Below are 25357 nucleotides of genomic sequence, written 5' to 3' on the forward strand. Positions count from 1 at the left end.
TTATTTGTAATTTTAAAAAATAAATTCAAAGATACTATATTTTTACAAGGAAAAATCTTAGTTTTGTTATAAATTTTAAATTTCATTGAAATCCTATGGAAAAGCCTTTAATATTAGTTACCAATGACGACGGAATCAATGCTCCGGGAATACGTGAGTTGATTGATATTATGAATGAAATCGGTGAAGTATATGTTGTTGCTCCGGATAAGCCTCAAAGTGGAATGGGACATGCAGTAACCATTCATTCCACTATTCGTGCAGAAAAAATGTATATTGAAAATGATACCCGCAGAGAATGGGCTTGTAGCGGTACTCCTGTGGATTGTGTGAAATTAGCCATTGATCAATTATTACCCCGAAAACCGGATATTTGTGTCTCAGGAATTAATCACGGTTCCAATTCCTCAATTAATGTAATTTATTCCGGAACGATGTCTGCTGCCATTGAAGGAGGTATTGAAGGAATTCCTTCCGTTGGTTTTTCTCTTTGCGATTTTTCGTATACTGCAAATTTCAAAGCAGCCAGAAAACATATAAAATCTATATGTGAAAATATTTTAAAGTATGGATTACCGGAAGGGGTTGTTCTCAACGTAAATATTCCTAAAGCCGAAGAAAAAGATATTCAAGGAATTAAAATTTGCAGACAGGCAAATGCTCATTGGGATGAAGAGTTTGACCGTCGAATTGATCCTAAAGGCAAAACTTATTATTGGATGACGGGTAACTGGTGTAACTCAGATAAGGGAGATGACACGGACGAATGGGCGTTAGAGAATAATTTTATAAGTATAGTTCCCGTTCAATTTGATTTAACTGCTTATCATTTTATGGAAAAAATTAAACAATGGAATTTTGAAATAAAATAATATAATTTTAAATAAACTTTAAATAAGAAATATTTCAAATGTTGGTTGTTATTGGTATATGTATTTTTGCAATTTTGGGGATAATTCTTTTTGCTATATTGAATAATAAAAAATAAATTCAATATTTAAGCTTTTCTCTTCAAAACAATTTAAAATCATATTGATATTAAGGATTATTTTGCAATAGTTTATTAAATTCTTTCTTAAAATCAACTTTTTGAATTTCTTCCTCTACTTTAGGAAATAAGAATATTTTATCGAATATACCTAATCCGATAGTTTTCCATTGATCATGATATAAGATTTGAATGGTAGAAAACAGATAATAATTTTCTCTTCGTATATGAGTATCCATCATGTAAGTAACGATCTTATCACTGATGACGGGAATAATATTCTTACTAAATTCAGCTAAAAATTTAAGATGAGGATCTTTGTTTTCATTTAGTTCATCCTCCATTTTCTGATCCATAATGGACGTTAATTTATCTTTTATAAATGCTTGGTGCATTTCTTTGTCCGGATTAGTAATAAAAAGACTACCATTCAGTAGTATAATAACAAAAATAAATAAATACCTTAATTTCATAATTCTTCAAATTAGCAATTGTAAAGGTAAGCTAAAAATTATATAAAACTATTTTATTGTTCTGAATAACAAATAAGTAATATAAAATTTTATACAAAAAATCAACTTCTTCATTTAAATAAAACTCATATTTTTGTGTAAATATTATTCGGAAATGGGCAATTATAATTTTGATCAAATCATAGATAGAAAAAATACAGATTCACTTAAATTTGGAGTACTTAAAGAAAGATTTGGAAGAGATGATCTTATCCCTCTTTGGGTTGCAGATATGGATTTTCAATCTCCAAAGGAACTTGTTGATGCTATGGTTGAAAGGTCAAAAAACGGAATTTTTGGATATCCTTATGTTTCCAATGAATACTATCAATCAATCTGTAATTGGCAATGGAAACAACATCAATGGAAAGTAAACAAAGAAGAGATTAGTTATTTACCCGGAGTAGTCAAAGGAATTGCTTTTGCTATAGATGTCTTTTCAGAAAAAGGAGACCAAATTATAATTCAACCGCCCGTTTATCATCCTTTTCGCATTATAACCCAATTACATGACAGAGAAGTGGTTACCAACCCCTTACTTTTAGAAGGAGATCAATACAGAATGGATTTTGAGGGTTTGGAAAAATTAATGAATACCAAATGTAAAATTTTATTACTCTCAAATCCCCACAATCCCGGAGGCAGAGTTTGGAATCGAGATGAGTTGAAAAAACTTGCTGAAATTTGCTATAAAAATAAGGTTTTGGTTATCTCGGATGAAATACACTCTGACTTGGTTCTATTTGGAAATAAGCATGTTCCTTTTGCAACAGTTTCAGAAGAAGCAGAACTAAACAGTATTACCCTTAGTGCCCCTTCTAAAACGTTCAATATAGCCGGTTTGGTTACCTCCTATTCCATTATTAAAAACAAAAATTTAAGAGAGCGCTATCATAAATATTTGGTTAGCAATGAATTGAATCAAGGAAGTATATTTGCCTATCTGGCCATACAAATTGCGTATGAAAAAGGGGAAGAATGGATGAATCAATTAAAAAAGTATATCGAAGAAAATACTAAATATGTTGACCAATTCCTAAAATCAAACTGTTCAAAAATCAAAGTAATCATACCGGAAGCATCTTTTTTGATATGGCTGGATTGCAGAGAATTAAAATTATCTCAAAAAGAATTGAATTCGTTTTTTATAGACAAAGCTCGTTTAGCATTAAATGATGGGGCCATGTTTGGTAAGGAAGGTATTGGATTTATGAGGATGAACGTCGGATGTTCTCGATCTGTACTTGAAGTTGCTTTAAAACAATTATCGGATGCTGTAAGTCAATTATAATTAGGTTTATTATTTTAACTAAACATTAACTTATTTATAATTAAAATAAATTAGTAGTTAACTTTTTACTTTTCGATCACATTATCAGCATGTTAGATCCTATTATACATATACATGTCAAAAATCATATAAATAAAAAATGATAAATTATCTAGTTTTATCCTTGAAAAAGGAGTTATATGAAAAACATTTATATTATATTGTTAACTTTCATCTTATTCACGCCAATATTTATTAAATCTCAGAATGTAAGTTTACTTGCAACTGCCTCAACAATTCAGGTATATCAAAAAGTCTCTGCAAATTCTAATGAAATAAAATCAGAGGAAACTAAAAAAGAAACCATTTCTAATTCGAATGCAACGAATCAAAATAACGCCCCTTTAAAATTTATTACACAATTAGGGTTATTATTAATCGTTATTTATTTTGGTATAAAAAAAGGAGGAGTTTCCTTAGGTTTATTAGGGGGATTTGGAGTGGCCATATTAGTTTTATTATTCAGGGATTCTCCCGGATTACCTCCCATTGATGTAATGCTTATAATACTTGCCGTAGTTACTGCTTCTTCAACCTTAGAGGCCACCGGTGCACTCGGTATGTTGGTGAGTTTTGCGGAAAGAATTTTACGTAAAAATCCAAAATATATTGTCTATTTAGCTCCATTATCCACTTTCTTTTTAACCATGCTTGTAGGAACCGGTCATGCTGTATATCCATTATTACCGGTTATTTACGATGTATCTTTTAAACAAAAAATTAGACCCGAACGACCTATGGCGGTAGCTTCCATAGCCAGTCAAATGGGAATTACAGCCAGTCCTATAGCAGCAGCAACAGCAGCTATGATCGGTGTAGCCTATAAAGCCGGAGTTACCATAAACTTAATTGACATTTTATTAGTTACCGCTCCTTCTTGTTTTTTAGGTGTGATGTTAGCTGCAACTTGGAGTTTAAATAGAGGAAAAGATCTCGATAAAGATCCTGCATTTTTAAAGAAAATGGAAGATCCTGATATGAAAGCTTATATAGTAGGTGATTTAGAAAGATCTGAAAGTACTAAACCTTCAAAAGATGCTAAAATATCATTAAGCTTATTCTTTATTGGTATCCTATTTATCATCTTAATTGCTTTATTCCCGGATTCAATTTTACCAAAAAATAACGGTAAAACTATTCCAATGACCAGCGTATTGCAATTTATCATGTTAGGAGTTGGTGCTATTATAGTCTTAATAACCGGAGTTAAAGCTAAATCTATATCGGATACTAAGGTTTTTAATGCGGGAATGATTGCTGTAATTATGATTTTTGGTATAGCTTGGATGAGTGAAACCGTAATAAAAAATAATGAATCTTATTTATTATCTTTAATAAGTGATATGGTGAAAGAACGTCCCTGGACATTTGCCATAGCCATGTTCTGTGTGTCTATGTTTTTAAAAAGTCAAGCAGCCACAATATTAGTTATGATGCCCATTGGATTTATGCTACATATACCTGTATCTATTTTAATCGGATGTATTCCTGCATCTTATGCTTACTTCTTTTTTGCTTTTTATCCATCAGATTTAGCGACCATAAATTTTGATAGAACAGGAACAACCCATATCGGAAAATATATTCTTAACCATAGTTTTATGATACCGGGTTTAATCGGTGTAATTTCAGCTACAGCTATTGCTTTATTTTTATCCTATTATGTGGTTAATTAAATTAATTGCTTAACTTTTTTTTAATTTCAGGAAATTGATAAGATTTTCTATGGATGTAAAACTATATTCATTTTGATTCTTATCAAGAAGATAAAATACGGAATCTTTTTCTAAAATCTGGATGGATGCTTGCTCAGAAATAACAAAATTATTTTTTACCAAAGCTTTTTTTAACCAGTATGCAGATTGTGAATTGGAATCTACTCGTACCGTTTTAGAAGTATCAGATTTGAAAAAATTATATTCATTGGCTTGATAATCAAAACGTATCGTATCGTTTACAAAATAATCATATAAGTTATATCTGTTAGCAATATCTTCTGTAAAACCTGTATGTAACAAATCATCTTTTATAAACCATAATCGGTCTGCTACAGCAAGGCCTAAGGATAAATCATGAGAAGTAAATAAAATAGATTTACCCTGATCGTGGGCGTACATTTTAATTATTTTCATGATTTCTAATTTATTAGCTATATCTAAATGTGAGGTAGGTTCATCTAAAATTAATATTGGACAATTTTGAACTAAAGCTCTGGCAATCATTACCTTTTGAAGATTACCATCCGAAAGTTTAGTTATATTATATTCTCTATATCGGCTAAGATTCAACAGGTGCAGTATATCGTCAATCGCTTCAATTTCTTTTTTTGTAAGACTTTGATACCATTTTTTATAAGGATATCTACCTAAAGCCACTAAATCAAAAACCCGTAGAGAGGGGCTGACAGCGATTTTAGAAAGAACTACCGCAAGATATTTTCCTGTTTCTAGGAGTGAGATTTCAGAAATATTTTTACCCTCAATTTTTATTGAGCCCTCAAGCAGAGGAAGTTCACCATAAATGGATTTTAATAATGTTGTCTTTCCACTTCCGTTTTTTCCAGTCAAAAGTATAATTTCTCCTTTTTTCATGGTAGCATTTATCCCCGAGAGAACTGGCGATTGATAACCTATGGATAGATTATGAAATTCAAGTATAGAATTACTGTTTGTTTCCAAAGGATTAATTTTTAAATCTGTCTTTTAAAATTATAAATAATATTGTTGGTACACCAATTAAAGAGGAAAGTATATTTACAGGTAATTGCGTATAGCTCATAATAAGGCTTACCAATAACATAAATCCGCTGCCTATTAAAATATTTAAGTTAATTTGAGCCCAAAGTGCGGAAGGATTCCAAATTTGTCTGCAAAAATGCGGAATAATAATACCTACAAATACAATCGGCCCAAGCATAGCGGTTGTACTTCCCGTGAGTAAGCAGACGGCTATCAGAATATTAATTTTAAGCTTCGCCATATTCACTCCTAAAACCTTTGCATACTCTTCTCCCATGAGATAACCTATTAATTTTTTTACTGACATAAAAGCCGGAAGTAGTCCCAGGATCGTGCAAATTGTATAAACTGAAATTTGATTTCCGGATAATCCTTCAAATGAACCAAAAGACCAATATACGTATTGTTTCAGAGTTTCAGATTGTGAATAAAATTGTAAAGTACTAATTAATGAACCACAAAAAGAGGATAAAAGGAAACCAATAATAATAAATGTGGAAATATTCTTAATTTCTTTAGATATAAACAATAACAGGAGTGAAGTAAGCAAGGCACCTGTAAAAGCACTTATGATAAGTAACCAACCTTCTAGCCATTGATATTGAAGAAAGAAAAGTCCTCCACCTAAAAAAATAAGCAATGCTACGGCTAAAGCTGAAGCAGATGTAATTCCTAAGACAGAAGGTTCTGCTAAAGGATTTTTAAAAAGTTCTTGAAGTAAAAATCCACTAACGGGTAATGATATCCCTGCTAATACTACAGCTACCGTCCTGTAAAATCGATACGATATAATTAACTTTTTAGTTTCTTCTTGAGTAAAAAAAAGATCGTATAAAGAAATATTTTCAAATCCGGTCAATAAATTAATAAGAAATAAGAATATACAACTTAAAAAAAGTAAAACTATAAGAAGTATAAATCTTTTTGAAAACATAAATACAAATATAAAAACTACTCGACCATTTGTAGTGAATAATCTGGTAAATTCTGTTATCAAATTAGTATTTTTGCATTGAATTTTAACTTTATGCCTGAATATATTGATTTTTTTGTTGAATTATTAGGACCTGAACATTGTTTCTACGATGAACAAAGTCTTGAATTTTATTCTTATGATCATACCGAAAATTTAAGTTTTAAACCTTTGTTGGTTGTTAAACCTGAAAATTCGGAAGAAATTTCTCAAATAGTTAAATTCTGCAATGAAAAGACGATACCTATTACAACTAGATCCGGGGGTACCGGACTAATGGGAGGAGCTTTACCTATACATGGAGGAATTGTTTTATCCATGGAAAGACTTAATAAAATTATTAAAATTGATATTCAGAACTATCAGGCTGTTGTTGAAGCAGGAGTTATCAATTATCAACTTCAACAAGCCTTAGAACCGCACGGTTTATTTTATGGTCCCGATCCTTCGAGTTGGGGCAGTTCCTATATAGGAGGAAATATTGCTACCAATGCAGGAGGATTACGAGCGGTGAAATACGGAGTCACTTCTGCTTCCGTATTGAATTTAGAAGTAGTTCTCCCCAATGGAGAAATTATATGGACAGGTGCTAATACGCTTAAAAATTCAACAGGGTATAATTTAACCCAATTGTTTATTGGTAGTGAAGGTACATTAGGTATAGTTACCAAAGCCGTTTTAAAAGTTCTTACAAAACCAAAAACTGATATAACTTTGCTTATTCCTTTCCACAATTTAGAGGATTCGGCAAAGGCTGTAACGGAAATTTTTAAAAGCGGTTTACTACCCTGTTCACTTGAACTTATGGAAAGAAATGCTTTGGAACAAACCTTATTGCATTTAGATGAAAACTCTATTATTTTACAGGAAAATGTACAAGCTCATCTATTAATAAATTTTGACGGAAATTCTCAAGAAGAGCTATTACCATTACTTGAACAAACCATATCGGTTGTTGAATCGTTTCCGACAGAAGAAATTTACTTTGCTGACAATGAAACAGATAAAAACCGTTTATGGGAATTAAGAAGAAAAGTTGCTGAAATTGTAAAATCAAACGGGTATACTATTGAAGAAGATACGGTTGTACCAAGAGCTGAATTACCTAATTTGATAAAATTTGCTCATCAATTAGCTGAAAAAAATGAATGTAAAGTAGTTTGTTACGGTCACGCAGGAGATGGAAATCTACACATTCGATTCAATCATCCGAAATATAAAAATTCGTATAATAATCCGGTTATCCACGCTATGCTTTTTGAATTATTTGAGTATATTCATTCCCTTGGTGGAACAATTTCAGGAGAACATGGCATTGGATTGCTTCAAAAAACATTCTTGCCTATAGTTTTTTCAAAGACTAATTTGCAAATCCAAAAAAACATAAAAAAAGCCCTTGACCCTAAAAATATTATGAATCCTGGAAAATTAATCCCCGATTAAAATAATCCAAATTCTATTTATGTAACAAAATTTTTAATGTAATTACTTATAATTTAATAACTAAACCTGTGAAAAAAATCGAATTAGAATTTTCGAAATTAATTGAAAAAAATCAGGGAATCATTCATAAAGTTTGCCGAATTTATACAAACAATGAAGAAGATTCTCAAGATTTATTTCAAGAAATTCTATTACAACTTTGGAAATCCTATAAAAGTTTCCAAGGAAATTCTAAATTCACTACTTGGATGTACAGAGTTGCACTAAACACGGCTATCACTCTTTTTAGAAAATCAACTAAAACCATCAATACCCAAGAAATAGATAACACTTTATATAAAATATCTGAAAATGATGATTTTAGTGAAAAGCAAGAACAAATCAACAGGCTTTATGAGGCTATTAAAAAACTTTCTGAAATAGAACGAGCTTTAGTGTTGCTATATTTAGAAGATTTATCTTATAGAGAAATTTCCGAGACTTTGGGTATTACAGAAGTTAATGCTCGGGTAAAGATGAATCGCGTGAAAACCAAATTAAAAGAAATAATGAACAAAAATGAAGAATGAATTGGATATAGACAGTCTAAAAAAATCTTGGCAAAAGCAAAGTGAGACCAATCAATATTCTCAGGCAGAATTAATATTGATGCTTAATAAAAAATCACGTAATAATGTAAAATACATTGTAATCATAAGTGTTATTGAATTTATAATTTTAATGACCTCTCTTCTGTTTACAGCAGCGGATATGAACCTTATTATGCCCAATTTGGGAGGGGAAGCTCTAAAAGTTTACATTCGTAACTACCATATTAGCAGATTGCTCATCTATTTTAATCTTATAACTTCCATTGGATTTATATTTTATTTTTACAGATGCTATAAAAAAATCAATCTCCTGTATTCAACCAAAGATTTAATCAATAATATATTAAGATTTAGAAAAAGCGTTAATTGGTTCATTTGTATTAATATTTTGCTGGGTGTATTAATACTTATTTTAACCGGCTTTTATGAATTTATGTATGGAAAAAGATTGGGACGAGGATTCAATTCTACAGATATTTTAAATATTGATCAAATAAGACTTAATTTCTCTTATCCTGAAAATATATTTGTTTTTATTATCATTTGCATAATTTTATTTTTAATAATTATCGCCTACTATTTATTAATTTATGGAATATTACTAAAAAAATTAAAGAAAAATTTAAACGAAATTAAAAAATTGGAAAAAGACAATCTATAATTTATTTTAAAAATACAAGAGGTAGACCAGTGGTCTACCCTATTACAAAATCATATACAATATACAATTTGTGTATGATTTTTTTTATAAATGAAAAATCGTATTTTTGCACATATTTAGTTGGAAGAAGATGAATCAAAGTACTCAATATACCGAGGATAATATAAAAACTCTCGAATGGCAGGAGCATATTCGTATCCGTCCGGGAATGTATATTGGAAAATTAGGTGACGGATCTTCCCCGGATGATGGTATCTATATTCTCTTAAAAGAAATAATCGATAATTCCATCGATGAATATGTTATGGGAGCAGGAAAAAAAATTGATCTTTCCCTTGATAATACCATAATAAAAATACGAGATTACGGAAGAGGTATTCCTTTAGGAAAAATGGTTGATGCTGTTTCTAAAATGAATACGGGAGGAAAATATGATTCCAGAGCCTTTAAAAAATCCGTTGGATTGAATGGAGTGGGTACAAAAGCCGTAAATGCATTATCCTCCTATTTTAAGGTTAAATCTATACGTGACGGAGTTTCACGATATGCTGAATTTTCAAAAGGTGTACTGACATACGAAAGCCCTGAAACAGAATCCAAAGAAAGAAAAGGTACCGAAATTTCTTTTGAACCTGATTCTTCCATATTCGGAAACTTCAAGTTCAGGAAAGAATATATAGACAAAATGCTTAAAAACTATGTCTATCTTAATCCCGGACTGAAAATTTTCTTTAATGGAGAAGAATACTATTCTGAAAATGGTTTGCAAGACTTACTTCAAGATAATATTGAAGGAGAAACGATTTATCCTATCATCCATTTAAAAGATGAAGATATTGAAGTAGCTTTCACTCACAGCGAACGTTCTCAATCAGAAGCTTATTTTTCCTTTGTAAACGGTCAACATACCACACAAGGAGGAACACATCTCAATGCTTTTAAAGAAGCCTTCGTGAAAACTATACGCGAATTTTATAATAAAAACTACGATGCATCTGATATTAGAAAATCAATAATAGCTGCGGTTTCAATTAAAATTATTGAACCGGTTTTTGAATCGCAAACTAAAACTAAATTGGGAAGTAGTGAAATGGGCCCCGATTTACCCACGATTCGAACTTTTATGAATGACTTTCTTAAAAAACATTTAGATAATTTTTTACATAAAAATCCGGAAGTGGCAGATGCTCTTCAAAGAAAAATTATAATATCTGAAAAAGAAAGGAAAGAACTTTCCGGCATTCAAAAACTGGCAAGAGAAAGAGCAAAAAAAGTAAGTTTACACAATAAAAAATTAAGAGATTGTCGTCAACATTACAATGATCAGAAGTCTCAAAGAAAATTAGAATCTACTATATTTATTACGGAAGGTGATTCAGCCTCCGGATCCATAACTAAAAGTAGAGACGTGGAAACCCAAGCGGTATTCAGCCTTCGTGGAAAACCATTGAACAGCTATGGATTGACCAAAAAAATAGTTTATGAGAACGAAGAATTTAATTTACTTCAATCTGCTTTAAATATTGAAATAAGCTTAGAAGATTTACGTTATAATAATGTAGTTATCGCAACTGATGCCGACGTTGACGGAATGCACATCCGTTTGCTTATGATAACTTTTTTCTTACAATTTTTCCCTGATTTAATAAAGAACGGACATTTATATATTCTCCAAACTCCTTTATTCAGGGTTAGAAATAAAAAAGAAACACGGTATTGTTATACTGATGAAGAGAGAATTAAAGCAATTCAAGAATTAGGAAAAAATCCCGAAATAACTCGTTTTAAAGGGTTGGGAGAAATATCACCTGACGAATTTAAAAATTTTATCGGTAAAGATATAAAATTAGAACCCGTAATGTTAAGTAAAAATACTTCTATTGAAGAACTATTGGACTTTTACATGGGAAAAAATACACAAACCAGGCAAGAATTTATAATTAATAATTTAGTAATAGATACCTTTTAGTGATATAAACAAAATTAAATATGAATAATGACTTAAAAGCTACTATTTTATGAAATTTCAAAATCCAAAAACTAAAAGTAAAATTGCAATTATTAACATTGTAATATTGATCATTTTTTTTACCAGCTTTGTATTTATCTACTTAAATGTGCCTGCATTTGGCAGAGGAGATGAATTTGTTTTATTAATGAGTCTGTTAGTACTTGTTTATTTGGCCTATTTAGGTTGTCCTTTCTTTAGGTATGACAGTGACGGAGAAACATTAATATTTCAAAATGAAAAATCTCTTCCGATTGCTTTTATGGTTAAAGAATCATTATCTGACTTTCCTAAAAGAAAACTTATTAAATTTGTAATTAAAAATAAACCTTTATTCAAAAAAGTTTTAGAAATTTACATATCAAGCAAACGAGTAAGTTCGGGACAATCTAAAGTGAATTTTGATATATCTTATCTAGATTCCCGACAGATTAGAGATATACGAATTTCTCTCAATAAAGTAATTAGCGAAAATAAAAAGGAAATATATCAATAAAATTTTACACAAGCATAAAAAAACACTTTTAAACTAATAATGAACGAAGACAATCAAGAAAACGTAAATAAAAATAATCAAAACACTGAAACTATTCAAAAAATATCTGGTATGTACCAGAATTGGTTTTTAGATTATGCTTCTTATGTCATTCTTGAAAGGGCTATTCCATCCATCTTCGACGGTTTAAAACCGGTTCAAAAAAGAATCCTTCACTCAATGAGGGAATTGGAAGATGGCCGGTATAATAAAGTTGCCAATGTGGTGGGTAATACCATGAAATATCATCCACATGGAGACGCTGCTATTACTGATGCTATCGTTCAAATAGGACAAAAAGAACTATTAATTGATACCCAAGGAAACTGGGGTAATATATACACAGGAGACGGAGCAGCTGCTGCCCGTTATATTGAATCCAGATTAACTCCTTTTGCTTTGGAAGTTGTCTTTAATCCTAAAACTACGGTTTGGAAACCATCTTATGATGGACGGAATAAAGAGCCTGAAAACCTTCCTATAAAATTTCCCTTACTTTTATCTCAAGGAGTGGAAGGTATTGCCGTGGGATTATCAACTAAGATTTTACCACATAATTTTTTAGAATTAATCGATGCTTCTATTGCGATTTTAAAAGGAAAACCATTTACCTTATATCCAGATTTCCAAACAGGAGGTTTAATTGACGTTGCGAATTATAATGACGGAGAACGCGGAGGAAAAATAAGGGCTCGAGCCAGAATTTCAAATCCTGAAAAAGGACTTCTTCTAATAAATGAAATTCCGTATGGAACTAATACAGGTTCTCTTATAGACAGTATCCTTAAAGCCAATGAGAAGGGAAAAATTAAAATAAAAAAAGTTGAAGATAATACCGCATCTGAAGTTGAAATTTTAATACACTTACCTAACGATGTATCTCCGGACAAAATGATTGATGCTTTATATGCATTCACAGATTGCGAAATTTCAATTTCTCCGAATGCATGTGTCATCAATGTAGACAAACCGGAATTTTTAAGTGTTTCTGAAATATTAAGAAGAAATACCAATCATACTGTAAATCTTCTTAAACAAGAATTAGAGATTGAACTCGGCGAATTGCAGGAACAATGGCATTTTGCTTCGTTAGAAAAAATATTTATCGAAAACAGGATCTACCATCAAATTGAAGAACTTGATAAGTGGGAAGATGTGATCTCAACTATCGATGCCGGATTAAAACCTTTTACCGGCCATTTGATTAGAGAAGTTTCCGAAGAGGATATTAATAAGTTAACTGAAATACGCATTAAAAGAATTACCCGATTTGACCTGGATAAAGCAGAGGAAAATATTGCAGCATTAGATGGAAAAATAAAAGAAGTAAAACACCATTTAGATCATTTAATCCAATATGCAATTGAATACTTTACCAATATAAAGAAAAAATACGGGAAAAATAAAGAAAGGAAAACCGAAATTCGAACTTTTGATACAATCGACGCAGCAAAAGTTGCAGTTGCAAATATTAAATTCTATGTCAATCGCGAAGAAGGATTTATTGGATATTCCCTTAAAAAGGATGAATACCTTTTTGACTGTTCGGATATAGATGATATAATTGTGTTTAGAAAAGACGGGGTAATGCTGGTTACCAAAGCAGATGCTAAAACTTTTGTAGGAAAAAACATCATCCATGTAGGAATTTGGAAGAAAAATGATACCCGTACTATTTACAATATGATTTATCGTGAAGGTAAACTAGGTCCTTGGTATATGAAAAGATTTCCGGTTACCTCCATAACCAGAGATAAAGAATACAATTTAGCCTCTACCGCTAAAGGTTCGGAAGTCCAATATTTTACTGCGAATCCCAATGGTGAAGCGGAATCAGTTACCATTTTCCTTAAACCCAGCCAAAGGTTGAAAAAATTAAAGTTTGACATAGATTTTTCAGAATTAGCCATTAAAGGAAGAAGCTCTAAAGGAAATTTGGTATCAAAAAATTATATAAAGAAAATTGAATTAAAAGAATCAGGTATTTCTACTTTAGCCCCTAGAAAAATTTGGTTTGATGAATCGGTACAACGTTTAAACGTTGAAGGCCGCGGCAAATATTTAGGTGCTTTTAAAGGAGCCGATAAAATAGTTACCCTCTCTTCTACCGGAATTGCAAAACTTCATACTTTTGATCTCCTAAATCATTTTGATGATGAATTTTTAGTACTTGAAAAATGGAATCCGGAAAAACCGGTATGTTGTATATATTACGACGGAGATAAATCCATTTATTATATTAAACGCTTCTTATTAGATGATACCTTGAATCCGCAAGTATTTTTTATCTCAGAAAATCCAAGATCTTTTATAGAATGGGTTGGAACCGGATGGAAATTAATTGCTGAAATCAATTTTGGAAAAGATAAAAGTCCGGAAACTATTAATTTAGAAGACTTTATAGCTATTAAAGGCATTAAGGCACAAGGGAATCAAATTTCTAAAGAAAAAATAAAAAAGATAACCATTACAGAAGAACCTTCCGAAGAGGAAAATGAAGCAAATGCCAATGCTGAAACTGAAGACGCCCCAACTGAACCTAAAAATTCTCAAGATGGGAACTCCGGTACAGATGGTGAACAGATAAATCTTTTCTAATAATCTGAATATTTTTTATTTCAATAAAACAATAAATATTTGTTTACATATTAATTTCAAATATCTTTATTAAATAATTTAATGCCTTTACCGCATACTTACTCTTAAATTCACTAGATTTGTTTAATAAATTTAAGTTAAGTTTAATTTTTAATTAAAAAAAAGAATATGGCATTTGAATTACCAAAATTACCGTATGCATACAATGCGCTAGAGCCTTATATCGATGCAAAGACCATGGAAATCCATTATACAAAACATCATGGTACATATACTACAAATTTAAATAATGCAATCGCCGGTACAGAACTTGAAAATCTACCTATAGAACAAATTATAATTAAAGGTTTTGATAAAACCCCTATAAGAAATAATGGCGGTGGTTATTTGAACCATTGTTTATTTTGGGAATGGTTAACCCCTAATGGTAAAGGTAAACCGGAAGGAAATTTAGCTGCAGCAATCAACGAATCTTTTGGATCTTTTGATGCTTTCAAAGAGGAATTTTCAAAAGCAGCAGCCGGAAGATTTGGATCCGGATGGGCTTGGTTGTTATCCAATAATGGAAAATTAAGCATTGGCTCAACGGCAAATCAAGACAATCCTTTAATGCCGGGAGTAGGTGCATCAGGAACTCCTATTCTAGGGTTGGATGTTTGGGAGCATGCTTACTATCTTAACTATCAAAACAGAAGAGCAGACTATATCAGTGCTTTCTTTAACGTGATAAATTGGGATAAAGTTTCTGAATTATTTGAATCAAGTAAATAAATCAGTATAAAGATTTAATAAAAAGCCGTCTAATTTAGATGGCTTTTTATCTTTTAGTGAAGATTGACACCAATGCTAAAAGGAAAATAGCGCCAAGAGTGGACATAGCCAACATAAGAGTTTTATCATTTTCATTAACCGGTATTTGAAGATGTCTAAATAGCCAATTTCCTAAAAAACTACCTAAAATACCAATCATTAAATTTCCAAAACATCCAAAACCTCGACCTTTAATTAAAGTCCCTGCTAAAAAACCGGATGAAATCCCTATAAGTAATGTCCACATTATTTTATGTTCTAATTTTTTAACTTTTGTGAATTAATAATTTTTTTCCAATCTAAATATCCAAAAATTGCGATGATAAATAAAAATATAGTTAAAAGAGAATATAATAAAAGTCCTTTATGAAGTAATAACGGAACGGCTATAAAATTACTAATATTTAAAAAAATCCAATTATCCAGTTTTCTTTTTGCTAATAGCCACATACCGGCCCAAGCAAATGCGCTCACCAATGAGTCCCATACAGGAACATCTGAATTAGTATAATTCGTTAAGAAAAAATACAAAAGAATCCATGAAAATATCACGATGCAACATGCGATTAATCTATCGTTTACAGTACATAAACTTACCGTACTACTATTCTTAGTTTTACTTGTCCATAAAAACCATCCGTATATACTCATTACAAAATAATATACTTGCAATAAAATTTCCGCGTATAAACGAAAATCCCAATAAACATACATGGTTATGAGTATATTAAGTATTCCGCAAGGATACAACCAAACCTTATTATATTTGGCGAATAAAGCTTCCGCTATACCAAAAGCAACTCCTATGGCTTCTAAAAAAGAAATTTGATAAAATTGTTGTTTTAAAATTGTCCACCATTCATGTATTGAAACCATAGTTATACCTTTATTATTTTTTAGTACTTAAACATACATTATATATAGATATTTTATTTTCTTAGAAAGTCATGATTTTAAAATAAATTTTAAAATCAATCCGATTAATTAAAACGTAGTATTCCTGAATTCGTATAGTAAATTATTATTTTACCTGCAAAGATATTAAAAAGACCTACTTTAATTAGTATTCTTTTACAAATAATTAAAATATAGATTATTTCAATAATTTTTATGGCAATAAATTTGATGTGATTTAAGTTTTTAATAAGTAATATAATCCAAAAATTAGTATGATAGCAGGTATGACTAAAGAAAAAGAAAATTCAGATAACCCTATTGACATTCTAAAAAGATGTAAAATTATACGAGAAAAGCATACAAAATCAGCTTATTTAAATATAAATATTTCGGGAGAATGGAAATTATATTCAGGCGATTCAGTTCAAACTATTGATACTAAAAAACCGATCGCGCAAGGTAAAGATTATGGAACTTATCCTTTATATATATTACCATCCAAAAGAAGTTATTTTAAATTAGAGACTTCGGAAGGATCGGCTATACTTGCGGAAACACACCTTCCGATGGAAGGAGGATATAATTTTAGGGATTTAGGAGGTTTAGAGTCTAAAGACGGAAAACGAATTAAATGGGGAAAATTATTTAGAACAGACGATTTATATAATCTAACTCATAATGATTTACTATATTTATCCAGTATTCCTATAATTACTCTGGTTGATTTCAGATGCGAAGAAGAATATAAGGCCTTACCCGACAAAATTCCTGCAGAAGTTAAAAATCATTACTATTTGTGTATTGAACCCGGTCGTTTAAAAGCATATGCTAAAAGTATTCATACGAGTAAAAATGATGTAATAAATGCTATGAAGCATTTATACAAACTTTTAGTTACAGAAGATAAATATTTGAACGCATATGAAGAATTTTTTACCTATATACAAGATCAAAAAAAATTACCGCTCCTTTTTCATTGTTCAGCAGGGAAAGATCGCACCGGATTGGCTACCGCATTGTTGCTATATGCTCTAGATATTCCAAAAGATATTATTTTAAAGGATTATTTAGCATCTAACGATTATCTGGCGGATAAATACCATCCGTTAATTGAACAAAATCCATCCAACAAATATTTATATACGGTCATACCGGATTATTTAGAAAGCGCATTAAACGAAATAGAAAATGAGTATGGATCCATTCAAAATTTTTTGATTAACCGAATGCATTTAAATATTGATAAATTGAAAAATAATTTATTGTATTAATATCTGTTTAAACATTAGAATCAAAAATTAATCGGCAATCAACATATATCGAATTTTAAACAGATAAGTACCTAGTTTACTTACCTGTTTTAATGAAGAATGTATTAAAATTTATTCGTACAAATGGTAGAGAAAATTCTATTTATTTAGGTTGGCTTTTTGTAGACGAACGGCATTTAATATTGCTAAAAGGGCTACACCAACATCGGCAAATACAGCTTCCAATAGATGGATATCACCAAAAATTCCTAAAATCATTACAATAATTTTAATACCAAAAGCTAATATCACATTTTGCCATACAACATGTTTGGTGGCTTTTCCTATTTTAACGGCTAAAGGAATTTTAGAGGTCTGATCGTCTTGAATTATGACATCGGCTACTTCAATCGTCGCATCACTGCCTAAACCTCCCATGGCAATTCCAACATCACTTAAAGCGATCACCGGTGCATCATTAAATCCATCACCTACAAAAGCTACTTTACCAATCACTCTTGATTTTATTTCCTTCATTTTACTTACCTTATCTTCCGGTAAAAGTTCACCATAGGCATGATCTATACCTAATTCCCGGGCAACTTTTTGTACGATTGTATTTTTATCACCGCTAAGAATTGTTGCCCCGATGCCTAAATCATGTATTTTTTTAATATCTTGTTGAGCTCCTGATTTAATTTGATCTGCAATTTCCAAATATCCGGCGAACTTATTATTTACTGCAATTAAAACTACAGTATTTATGATTTCTTTACAAGCATCCGGATAAGAAATAGAATAGGCATCCATTAATTTAAAATTACCTACTAACAATTCATTATCTTCTATTTCCACTTTAATCCCTTTTCCCGGAATATCTTCCATGGAAGTAATTTTTGTTACCTCAGGTTTATGATTAATATAAGCTTGAATTGCGGTGGCAATCGGATGATTACTATGAGATTCGGCTATATTAACCCATTGTAATAATTGAGTCCGATCAAAACCTTGCTCAACATGTACATTTTGAACAGAAAAATTTCCTAGAGTTAAAGTTCCTGTTTTATCAAATACAATTTGTTTGACTTCAGCCAAGATATCCAAAAAGTTGGAACCTTTAACCAAAATACCGTTTCTTGAAGCTAAACCTATGCCTCCAAAATATCCTAAAGGTATTGAGATTACCAAAGCGCATGGACAGGATATAACTAAAAATATTAAGGATCGATATAACCAGGTTTCATATTCATAGTTTGCAACAAAAAAATAAGGTAATATAAACACCAACAAGGCAATAAAGAAAACCGCCGGAGTATAAATCTTCGCAAATTTTCTGATAAACAATTCTGTTTTCGCTTTTTGACCGGTAGCATTTTGAACTAAATCCAATATTTTAGATAGTTTACTGTCTGAGTAAGGAGTAGTTACTTTTACAAGTGATGAAGTATTGAGATTTATCATTCCTGCTAAAATGGTCTCCCCTTTTTCTTTACTTTGCGGAGTACTTTCCCCGGTTAACGCAGAGGTATTGAACGTAGCAGATGAAGAAAGTAATTCTCCATCCAATGCTACTTTATCTCCCGGTTTCAATTGTATAATTTCGCCTACTTGAACCTCTTTAGCTTTTACGACTTTAGTAGTTTGATTTTCAATAATTGTCGCTTCATCGGGTCTTTGATCCAATAAAGCATTAATATTTCTTTTAGCTTTAGCTACTGCCAACGATTGGAAGTTCTCTCCAATGGAATAAAATAACATAACTGCAACCGCTTCCGGATATTCTCCTATATAAAAAGCACCTACCGAAGCTAAAAACATTAACGATAGCTCATTGAAAAAATCCTTATGCTTAAATTCTTCTAACATTTCTTTAAATACAGGATACCCTACAGGCAAATAAGCTAGTATATATGCTCCCAATCTAATCCAAGAATTGAAAAATGAAGTTTTAGAATAATCTAAAATGAGAGCGAGAGCTAAAAGGACAGAACTTATGATGGCCGGTAAAAATAATTGAAAAATATTTATGTTGAAATCTAGTTCGTGATCATGGGTATGTCCATGAGAAGATTCATGATCTCCTTGATTAGTAATATTTTTTCTTTCGTTGTCATTACAGGCACAACCGGGTTTATAAGAAGACATAACTATCTGTATTTTTTAATTATATAACAAAAATAATTCCCCTATGTTGCAATTAGATTGCAAAGAAAGAAATAGTAAAAAAATTAGAATCGTTATTCTTTCCTCTCGCCCAATCCTTGAGTTTAATTTTTTATAAATTTGCATGAAACGTAAATAATAAAAAATGGATAAGGCAGAACTTTTGGCCAAGCTAAATGAATCTTCACCAAATACACTAATGGATACCTTAGGGATCGTATACACTGATTTTACAGGAGATACACTAACTGCAGAAATGGAAGTAAATTCCCGGGTACACCAACCGATAGGATTTTTACATGGTGGAGCCTCATTAGCTCTTGCTGAAACTGTAGGTTCGGTTTTATCTATTACCACGGTTGATCCTTCAAATTATTATGTTTTCGGAACGCAAGTAAACGGCTATCATTTAAAATCTGTTAAAAACGGAAAAATTTCAGCTACAGCCCAATTTATCAACAAAGGTAACACATCCCATGTGGTTGAAATTAATATTTTTTGTACGGATGATGAGGGAAATACCTTTAAAAATTGTTATGTTACCATGACTAACCGCATTGTTCCTAAAAATAATTTTGAATAATGGTACTTTCTGAAACAGTTAAAAATTGCATTAAAAAAAATATTCCTTTTGCTTTTATTCGACTTCCTAAAGACAAAAAAATATTTTTAATTAAAAAGGAAGAGGGCGGCTTATATGAATATTCTTTTCAATCTTTTGATAATTCAAAGAAATATACTTTCCATTTTTCAACATTTACAGAGGTAAAAGATTTATTACCAACAAATGACCTTATATTTCCTCTACCTAACAATGAAAATACAAAGGTTATTTCAGAACATGAATATTTAAATCTTCTTCAACGGACTATTCATTATATTCAACAAAATCAAACAGATAAAATTGTAATTTCTCGCGAAAAATGGATCGATAAGGATAAGATCAACCCTTTCAAATCGTTTTTGTTTTTATGCGAAAAATATCCATCCTCCTTTTGCCAAGTAAGCTATTGGAATCAAAATGAAATTTGGATGGGGGCTACTCCTGAACTCTTAGGTTCTTTTGAAAATTCTTTATTTACAACGATGGCACTTGCCGGAACGTTACCGGATATTGATTCGGTTCAATGGGAAAGCAAAGAAATAGAAGAGCAAAAATATGTCACAGATTATATTTGTGAAAAAATTAAAGCCTATACTTCGAATTTAACGATAAAAGGCCCTGAAACACTTCATTTAGGACTTGTTAAACATTTGATAACCTATCTTACTGCAAAATTAAACACTTCTGATCAACTACCTCAATTGATAGCAGATTTGCATCCTACACCTGCCGTTTGTGGAATTCCGTTAAATAAAAGTAGAAGTTATATTTTGGAGAATGAAGGATATAATCGTGATTTTTATGCAGGATATATAGGATTGGAAACTCAGAAATTTAAAAAGTATTTCGTTAATTTACGATGTGCTAAACTATATGCTAATGGAGCTTTACTTTATGTAGGTGGTGGTATTACAGCGCAAAGTAATCCGCAAAAAGAATGGACGGAAACAGAATTAAAGTCTAAATTTATTGGTGAAAGTCTTTAAATACCTTCTTATGATTAATTGATTAATCAAACAGGCTGAGTTGGTTTTTATCAATTTTTTTAATTACAGATTTATTAGTTTTCTTGCCGGTTTTTTTTATAAGACTGCTGTTTTCAACGGCATCTCCATAGATGGTTTTACCACCGTATTTCCAGGAATTTTTTCTTTCATTTTCAATCCATTCATGAAAATTGTCACTGGGTTTAAAATTCTTTTCAATTTCCATAGATACTTTGGAAAGATTTTTCAATGCTTCCAATTTATCGGTATCTCCTAATTTAGATCGTTGCAATGCTTTATCAAAAATTTCAATGGTTTCATCATATACTCGAGTGGGTACAGGAAAAGGATGTCCATCTTTTCCTCCGTGTGCAAAAGAAAATCGGGCGGGATCTGAAAATCTGGAAGGAGTTCCATGTATTACCTCACTAACTAAGGTCAACGATTGAAGCGTTCTGGGTCCTACTCCATTCAAAAGCAACAGAGACTCCACATCTTGAACATCTGTTTCATGAGCAAGTACCAAAGCAGCGCCCAATCTCTTCAAATTGACGTCTTTTTCGCGTACCTCATGATGAGAAGGCAGTATAAGAGATATTTCTTTCATTAAACGATCCGGATTTTCCTTAGTTAGTTCCAAAATTCCCTGTTTGGTAGTAGAAGCATCTTTATCGGTCAGATTAAGGATTTCTCCTTTGTTTTTACCATAAATAAAAGTATGGGGAGTTTCTGTAAAGGATTGAACTGAGGAAGACAGCCAATGATACCTTCTTGCCAATTTATCGTTGATATTCATTCCTTGCTGTACAACTGTCCAATCCCCATCTGTAGTAACTACAAAAGAATGTAAATATATTTGGAAACCATCTTGAACCGCACAATTATCAACTTTAGCTACCAATCTGCTCTTAGTAATAAGTTCATTTCCATCTAAACCGGTTTTATCGGCAATATGAAGTAATTCTGTTGGAGTATTTCGTGAAGATTTCCCCCTGCCCCCGCATACATAAATACCAAGTTCCGAGGATCTTTGATTTATTGCTTTCTTCAAAGCATTCATAACGGAAGTGGTTATTCCTGAAGAATGCCAATCCATTCCTAAAACACATCCTAAAGATTGAAACCAAAACGGGTCGCTTAATTTTTGTAAGAAAGTTTTTCTTCCGTATTCTTGAACTATAGCCTCCACAATCGCTCCACCTAATAAAGCCATTCTTTTAGCTAACCAGGCGGGAACTGTTCCATAGTGTAAAGGTAAATCTGCATATCCCTTCTTCATATAGTAAATATAGTAAAAATTAAATTAATTAACTCATTTACTGCACTTTTACCTTATAATTAAATGATAGTAATTGCGCGGTAACTTTAATTTAAACAATTTTTGACTAAAAGTTTTTCAGCAATCATATTACTTAAAACTTCTGTTCTATTTTGACCTACAATTTGAACAGTTACACTTCCGTCAAACTCTTCGACTGATTCAATCTGAAATTTAATTCCTAAATTGAAATTTTTAGAATTTAAATACTTTAAAAATTCTTTAGAACTGTGAATGATAGCGGATAATTCCACGATTTCACCAATTTGGTATTCGTTTAACTTTTTAAAGCGTCCCCCTTCAATATTTCCTTGTTTATCCGGTATGGGTGAACCGTGAGGATCGAACTTAGGATAATCTAACAATTCATCCATTTTATTGAAAAATTTTTCTGAATGTATATGTTCGATTTGTTCGGCTACTTCATGAACATCTTCCCAACTAAATCCCATTTTTTCAACCAAATACATTTCTGTTAGACGGTGTTTCCTAAGAATTAAAGCGGCTTCTTTTTTACCTTTTTCTGTCAGTTTTAACGGTTTATAGCTCTGATAGTATACCAATCCTTTTTTCAAGAATTTTTTCATCATGCTGTTCACAGTAGGCATTTTGATATCTAAGGATTGGCTTAACGCCAAAGTAGATACTTCTCCCTTTTCGTCAGACAGATTATATAAGGCTTTTAGATAATTTTCTTCTATAGATGAGAACATTTACAAATATATTTAAAATATTAATTTTTCAAGACCAAATAATTTATTTTTCCAAAATACAATCGTAAAATAAATTTGTTAGACTAATCTAATTTTTTATATTTGCGAGTCTAAAATTAATAATTATGAAAAGAGGATTGACTGTACTTTTTGCATTATCCCTTTGCACACTATATTCCCAAGAAGTTAAAGATTCAATTAAAAACTCTAAAGAAAAATCGATTGACGATGTTGTCGTGACAGGAACCTTGAAGGAAGTTAGAAAATCTGACAGCCCGGTGCCTGTTGAAATTATTACACCAAAACTATTCAAAAAAAATCCTACTCCCAGTCTTTTCGATGCCGTAGGAATGATTAACGGAGTTAAACCTCAAATAAATTGCAGCGTTTGTAATACGGGAGATATTCACATAAACGGTATGGAAGGTCCTTATACTATGATATTAATTGACGGGATGCCTATCGTTAGCGGATTAGCTACTGTTTATGGTTTAAGTGGGATTCCCAATAGTTTGGTAGAAAGAATTGAAGTAGTTAAAGGTCCCGCCTCTTCTTTATACGGCTCAGAAGCTATGGGGGGAATTATAAACGTAATCACTAAAAACCCGCAAAAAGCACCCAAATTTGCAGCGGATATTTTCAGTACAAGCTGGGGAGAATTAAGTACGGATTTATCCTTTAAATTTAATGCCGGTAAAAAAGTAACCAGTTTACTGGGTATCAATCATTTTTATTATGATAATCCTATCGATGCCAATCACGACGGATTTACCGATTTAACTTTACAAAACAGAATATCGGTTTTTAATAAATGGAGTTTTAAACGAAAAGAAAACAGAGTTGCCAGTTTAGGGCTGCGATGGGTCAATGAAGATCGCTGGGGTGGAGAAATGAACTGGAGTAAAAAATATCGAGGAAGTGACGAGGTTTACGGAGAAAGTATATATACGAAACGTGCCGAAGTGATCGGACTTTACCAATTACCTCTACATGAAAAAATATACACCCAATTTTCATATAATTGGCATGATCAAAATTCATGGTATGGGAATACTCCGTATATGGCAACTCAACAAGTAGCCTTTATCCAAAGTTATTGGGATAAAACCATAAAAAATCATAACTTTTTAGCAGGTGCTTCTTTTAGATATACTTACTACGATGACAATACACCTGCGACCGCTTCTCCTGACGGCTCGAAAAACAGACCTTCAGAAACACCGTTACCGGGATTATTTTTACAAGATGAATGGTCTATAAATACTAAAAATAAACTTTTACTTGGGTATAGATACGATAACGATAAACATCATGGAAATGTACATTCTCCCAGAATTGCCTATAAGTTTTCACCCAATTATACGAATACCTTCCGAGCCAGTTTTGGAACCGGTTTTAGAGTTGTAAATATCTTTACGGAAGATCATTCTGCTCTTACGGGAGCCAGAGATGTAGTTATCTTGAATTCTTTAAAGCCTGAACGTTCATATAACGGAAATTTGAACTATGTTAAAAAAATGATGTTCGATGATCTGAATATAAATCTGGATATCACCGGTTTTTATTCTTATTTTACTAATAAAATTATTGGTGATTTCGATTCCGATCCTACTAAAATCATTTATGATAACTTAGACGGACATGCTGTTTCGCAAGGTATATCTTTAAATACGGAATGGTCTTTTTTAATTCCTTTTAAAATTATGGCGGGTGTTACTTATATGGATGTTTACACCAAAGAAAAAGATGACAAGGGTTCTTATTTTAGAACAGATCAGCTTTATGCACCTAAATGGTCCGGAACATTTGTTATGACTTACACATTTCCTAAAAATTATATATTGGACTTTTCAGGACAATGGAACGGAAAAATGAGGTTGCCTATCGAGCCTAATGATTTTAGAAGTGAATATTCCCCGTGGTATTGCATTGCAAATATACAGGTAACCAAGAAATTCCATAATGGAATGGAAATTTACGGAGGAATTAAAAACCTATTTAATTTTACGCCCAAAAACCCGATCATGCGTCCTTTTGACCCATTCAATAAAGAGGTAGATAATCCGATTACCAATCCTAACGGGTACACTTTTGATACTTCTTATAATTATGCGTCCTTGCAAAAATTAAGAGGATTTATGGGTATACGATATAATTTTTTCTAATTAATTTTAAAGACAGAAAAAAAGTAAATTTCATATAAAATAGATCGCATACATATTTTGTTAAAATAAGAAGAT

22 protein-coding genes are annotated in these 25357 nt (G+C 31.5%); 14 read left to right on the plus strand and 8 right to left on the minus strand.

From position 1 onward, the window contains the following. Positions 1–95: 95 nt before the first annotated feature. Complete coding sequence (gene surE, locus G8C43_RS02925) at positions 96–872, plus strand: 5'/3'-nucleotidase SurE (RefSeq protein ID WP_166004041.1); 777 nt, start codon at positions 96–98, stop codon at positions 870–872. 166 nt (positions 873–1038) lie between these two features. On the opposite strand, the gene G8C43_RS02930 is transcribed toward surE, so the two are convergent. After that, a complete protein-coding gene (locus G8C43_RS02930; protein WP_166004043.1) occupies positions 1039–1461 on the minus strand; it encodes a DUF4359 domain-containing protein in 423 nt (140 codons plus the stop codon). A 154-nt stretch (positions 1462–1615) separates the two neighbouring features. On the opposite strand from G8C43_RS02930, the gene G8C43_RS02935 reads away from it, so the two are divergent. Both G8C43_RS02935 and G8C43_RS02940 read left to right on the plus strand, forming a co-directional pair. Beyond that, the gene (locus tag G8C43_RS02935; RefSeq protein ID WP_166004045.1) at positions 1616–2791 is read left to right on the plus strand and encodes a MalY/PatB family protein; all 1176 of its coding nucleotides are present in this window, start codon (positions 1616–1618) and stop codon (positions 2789–2791) included. Between the two features lie 179 nt (positions 2792–2970). Continuing rightward, positions 2971–4506 carry an anaerobic C4-dicarboxylate transporter gene (locus G8C43_RS02940; RefSeq protein WP_166004047.1) on the plus strand — a complete coding sequence of 512 codons (1536 nt, stop codon included), beginning with the start codon at positions 2971–2973 and terminating at the stop codon, positions 4504–4506. A gap of 9 nt (positions 4507–4515) precedes the next feature. Here the strand turns inward: G8C43_RS02940 and G8C43_RS02945 are convergent, their stop codons facing one another. Together G8C43_RS02945 and G8C43_RS02950 are read right to left on the minus strand one after the other, a co-directional pair. Beyond that, positions 4516–5508: an ABC transporter ATP-binding protein gene (locus tag G8C43_RS02945; protein WP_166004050.1), complete on the minus strand. Its 993-nt coding sequence runs from the start codon at positions 5506–5508 to the stop codon at positions 4516–4518. Between the two features lie 4 nt (positions 5509–5512). Continuing rightward, positions 5513–6502: a FecCD family ABC transporter permease gene (locus G8C43_RS02950; protein WP_166004052.1), complete on the minus strand. Its 990-nt coding sequence runs from the start codon at positions 6500–6502 to the stop codon at positions 5513–5515. A gap of 93 nt (positions 6503–6595) precedes the next feature. Between G8C43_RS02950 and G8C43_RS02955 the strand changes: the two genes are divergently transcribed. The 7 genes from G8C43_RS02955 (at position 6596) to G8C43_RS02985 (ending at position 15147) form a co-directional block, all read left to right on the plus strand. Beyond that, a complete protein-coding gene (locus G8C43_RS02955; RefSeq protein ID WP_166004054.1) occupies positions 6596–7984 on the plus strand; it encodes an FAD-binding oxidoreductase in 1389 nt (462 codons plus the stop codon). A 68-nt stretch (positions 7985–8052) separates the two neighbouring features. Beyond that, on the plus strand, positions 8053–8553 hold the full coding sequence (locus G8C43_RS02960) for an RNA polymerase sigma factor (RefSeq protein WP_160543184.1): 501 nt from the start codon (positions 8053–8055) through the stop codon (positions 8551–8553). After that, positions 8543–9235 (plus strand): hypothetical protein, encoded by a 693-nt coding sequence (locus tag G8C43_RS02965; protein ID WP_160543185.1) that lies wholly within the window; start codon positions 8543–8545, stop codon positions 9233–9235. Before G8C43_RS02960 ends, G8C43_RS02965 begins: the two co-directional genes overlap by 11 nt. A gap of 130 nt (positions 9236–9365) precedes the next feature. Next, positions 9366–11204, plus strand: coding sequence for a DNA topoisomerase IV subunit B (locus G8C43_RS02970; protein WP_105297845.1), 1839 nt, complete (start codon positions 9366–9368; stop codon positions 11202–11204). A 49-nt stretch (positions 11205–11253) separates the two neighbouring features. Beyond that, on the plus strand, positions 11254–11739 hold the full coding sequence (locus G8C43_RS02975) for a hypothetical protein (protein ID WP_160543187.1): 486 nt from the start codon (positions 11254–11256) through the stop codon (positions 11737–11739). Between the two features lie 39 nt (positions 11740–11778). Next, a complete protein-coding gene (locus G8C43_RS02980) occupies positions 11779–14376 on the plus strand; it encodes a DNA gyrase/topoisomerase IV subunit A (protein WP_166004057.1) in 2598 nt (865 codons plus the stop codon). A gap of 168 nt (positions 14377–14544) precedes the next feature. Beyond that, the gene (locus G8C43_RS02985; protein ID WP_166004059.1) at positions 14545–15147 is read left to right on the plus strand and encodes a superoxide dismutase; all 603 of its coding nucleotides are present in this window, start codon (positions 14545–14547) and stop codon (positions 15145–15147) included. 46 nt (positions 15148–15193) lie between these two features. Here G8C43_RS02985 and G8C43_RS02990 read toward each other — a convergent pair whose 3' ends face one another. Then, positions 15194–15433, minus strand: a complete 240-nt coding sequence (locus G8C43_RS02990) for a GlsB/YeaQ/YmgE family stress response membrane protein (protein WP_166004061.1) — start codon at positions 15431–15433, stop codon at positions 15194–15196. Between the two features lie 11 nt (positions 15434–15444). Further along, a complete protein-coding gene (pnuC, locus tag G8C43_RS02995; RefSeq protein ID WP_166004063.1) occupies positions 15445–16062 on the minus strand; it encodes a nicotinamide riboside transporter PnuC in 618 nt (205 codons plus the stop codon). Positions 16063–16355: 293 nt separating this feature from the next. Here pnuC and G8C43_RS03000 point away from each other — a divergent pair, with 293 nt between their 5' ends. Next, positions 16356–17354 (plus strand): tyrosine-protein phosphatase, encoded by a 999-nt coding sequence (locus tag G8C43_RS03000; RefSeq protein WP_166004065.1) that lies wholly within the window; start codon positions 16356–16358, stop codon positions 17352–17354. A gap of 138 nt (positions 17355–17492) precedes the next feature. On the opposite strand, the gene G8C43_RS03005 is transcribed toward G8C43_RS03000, so the two are convergent. Beyond that, a complete protein-coding gene (locus tag G8C43_RS03005) occupies positions 17493–19478 on the minus strand; it encodes a heavy metal translocating P-type ATPase (RefSeq protein ID WP_166004067.1) in 1986 nt (661 codons plus the stop codon). A gap of 163 nt (positions 19479–19641) precedes the next feature. Between G8C43_RS03005 and G8C43_RS03010 the strand changes: the two genes are divergently transcribed. Further along, the gene (locus G8C43_RS03010) at positions 19642–20079 is read left to right on the plus strand and encodes a hotdog fold thioesterase (protein ID WP_160564860.1); all 438 of its coding nucleotides are present in this window, start codon (positions 19642–19644) and stop codon (positions 20077–20079) included. Further along, a complete protein-coding gene (locus tag G8C43_RS03015) occupies positions 20079–21086 on the plus strand; it encodes a chorismate-binding protein (protein ID WP_166004069.1) in 1008 nt (335 codons plus the stop codon). The genes G8C43_RS03010 and G8C43_RS03015 overlap by 1 nt, the downstream gene beginning before the upstream one ends. A gap of 22 nt (positions 21087–21108) precedes the next feature. Here the strand turns inward: G8C43_RS03015 and G8C43_RS03020 are convergent, their stop codons facing one another. Continuing rightward, complete coding sequence (locus tag G8C43_RS03020) at positions 21109–22365, minus strand: DUF763 domain-containing protein (RefSeq protein WP_166004071.1); 1257 nt, start codon at positions 22363–22365, stop codon at positions 21109–21111. A gap of 86 nt (positions 22366–22451) precedes the next feature. Further along, positions 22452–23117, minus strand: coding sequence for a metal-dependent transcriptional regulator (locus tag G8C43_RS03025; protein WP_105297856.1), 666 nt, complete (start codon positions 23115–23117; stop codon positions 22452–22454). Positions 23118–23242: 125 nt separating this feature from the next. Between G8C43_RS03025 and G8C43_RS03030 the strand changes: the two genes are divergently transcribed. Next, the gene (locus tag G8C43_RS03030; protein ID WP_166004073.1) at positions 23243–25282 is read left to right on the plus strand and encodes a TonB-dependent receptor plug domain-containing protein; all 2040 of its coding nucleotides are present in this window, start codon (positions 23243–23245) and stop codon (positions 25280–25282) included. The last annotated feature ends 75 nt before the right edge of the window (positions 25283–25357 follow it).

This window comes from Apibacter sp. B2966, assembly GCF_011082485.1.
GTDB lineage: Bacteria > Bacteroidota > Bacteroidia > Flavobacteriales > Weeksellaceae > Apibacter.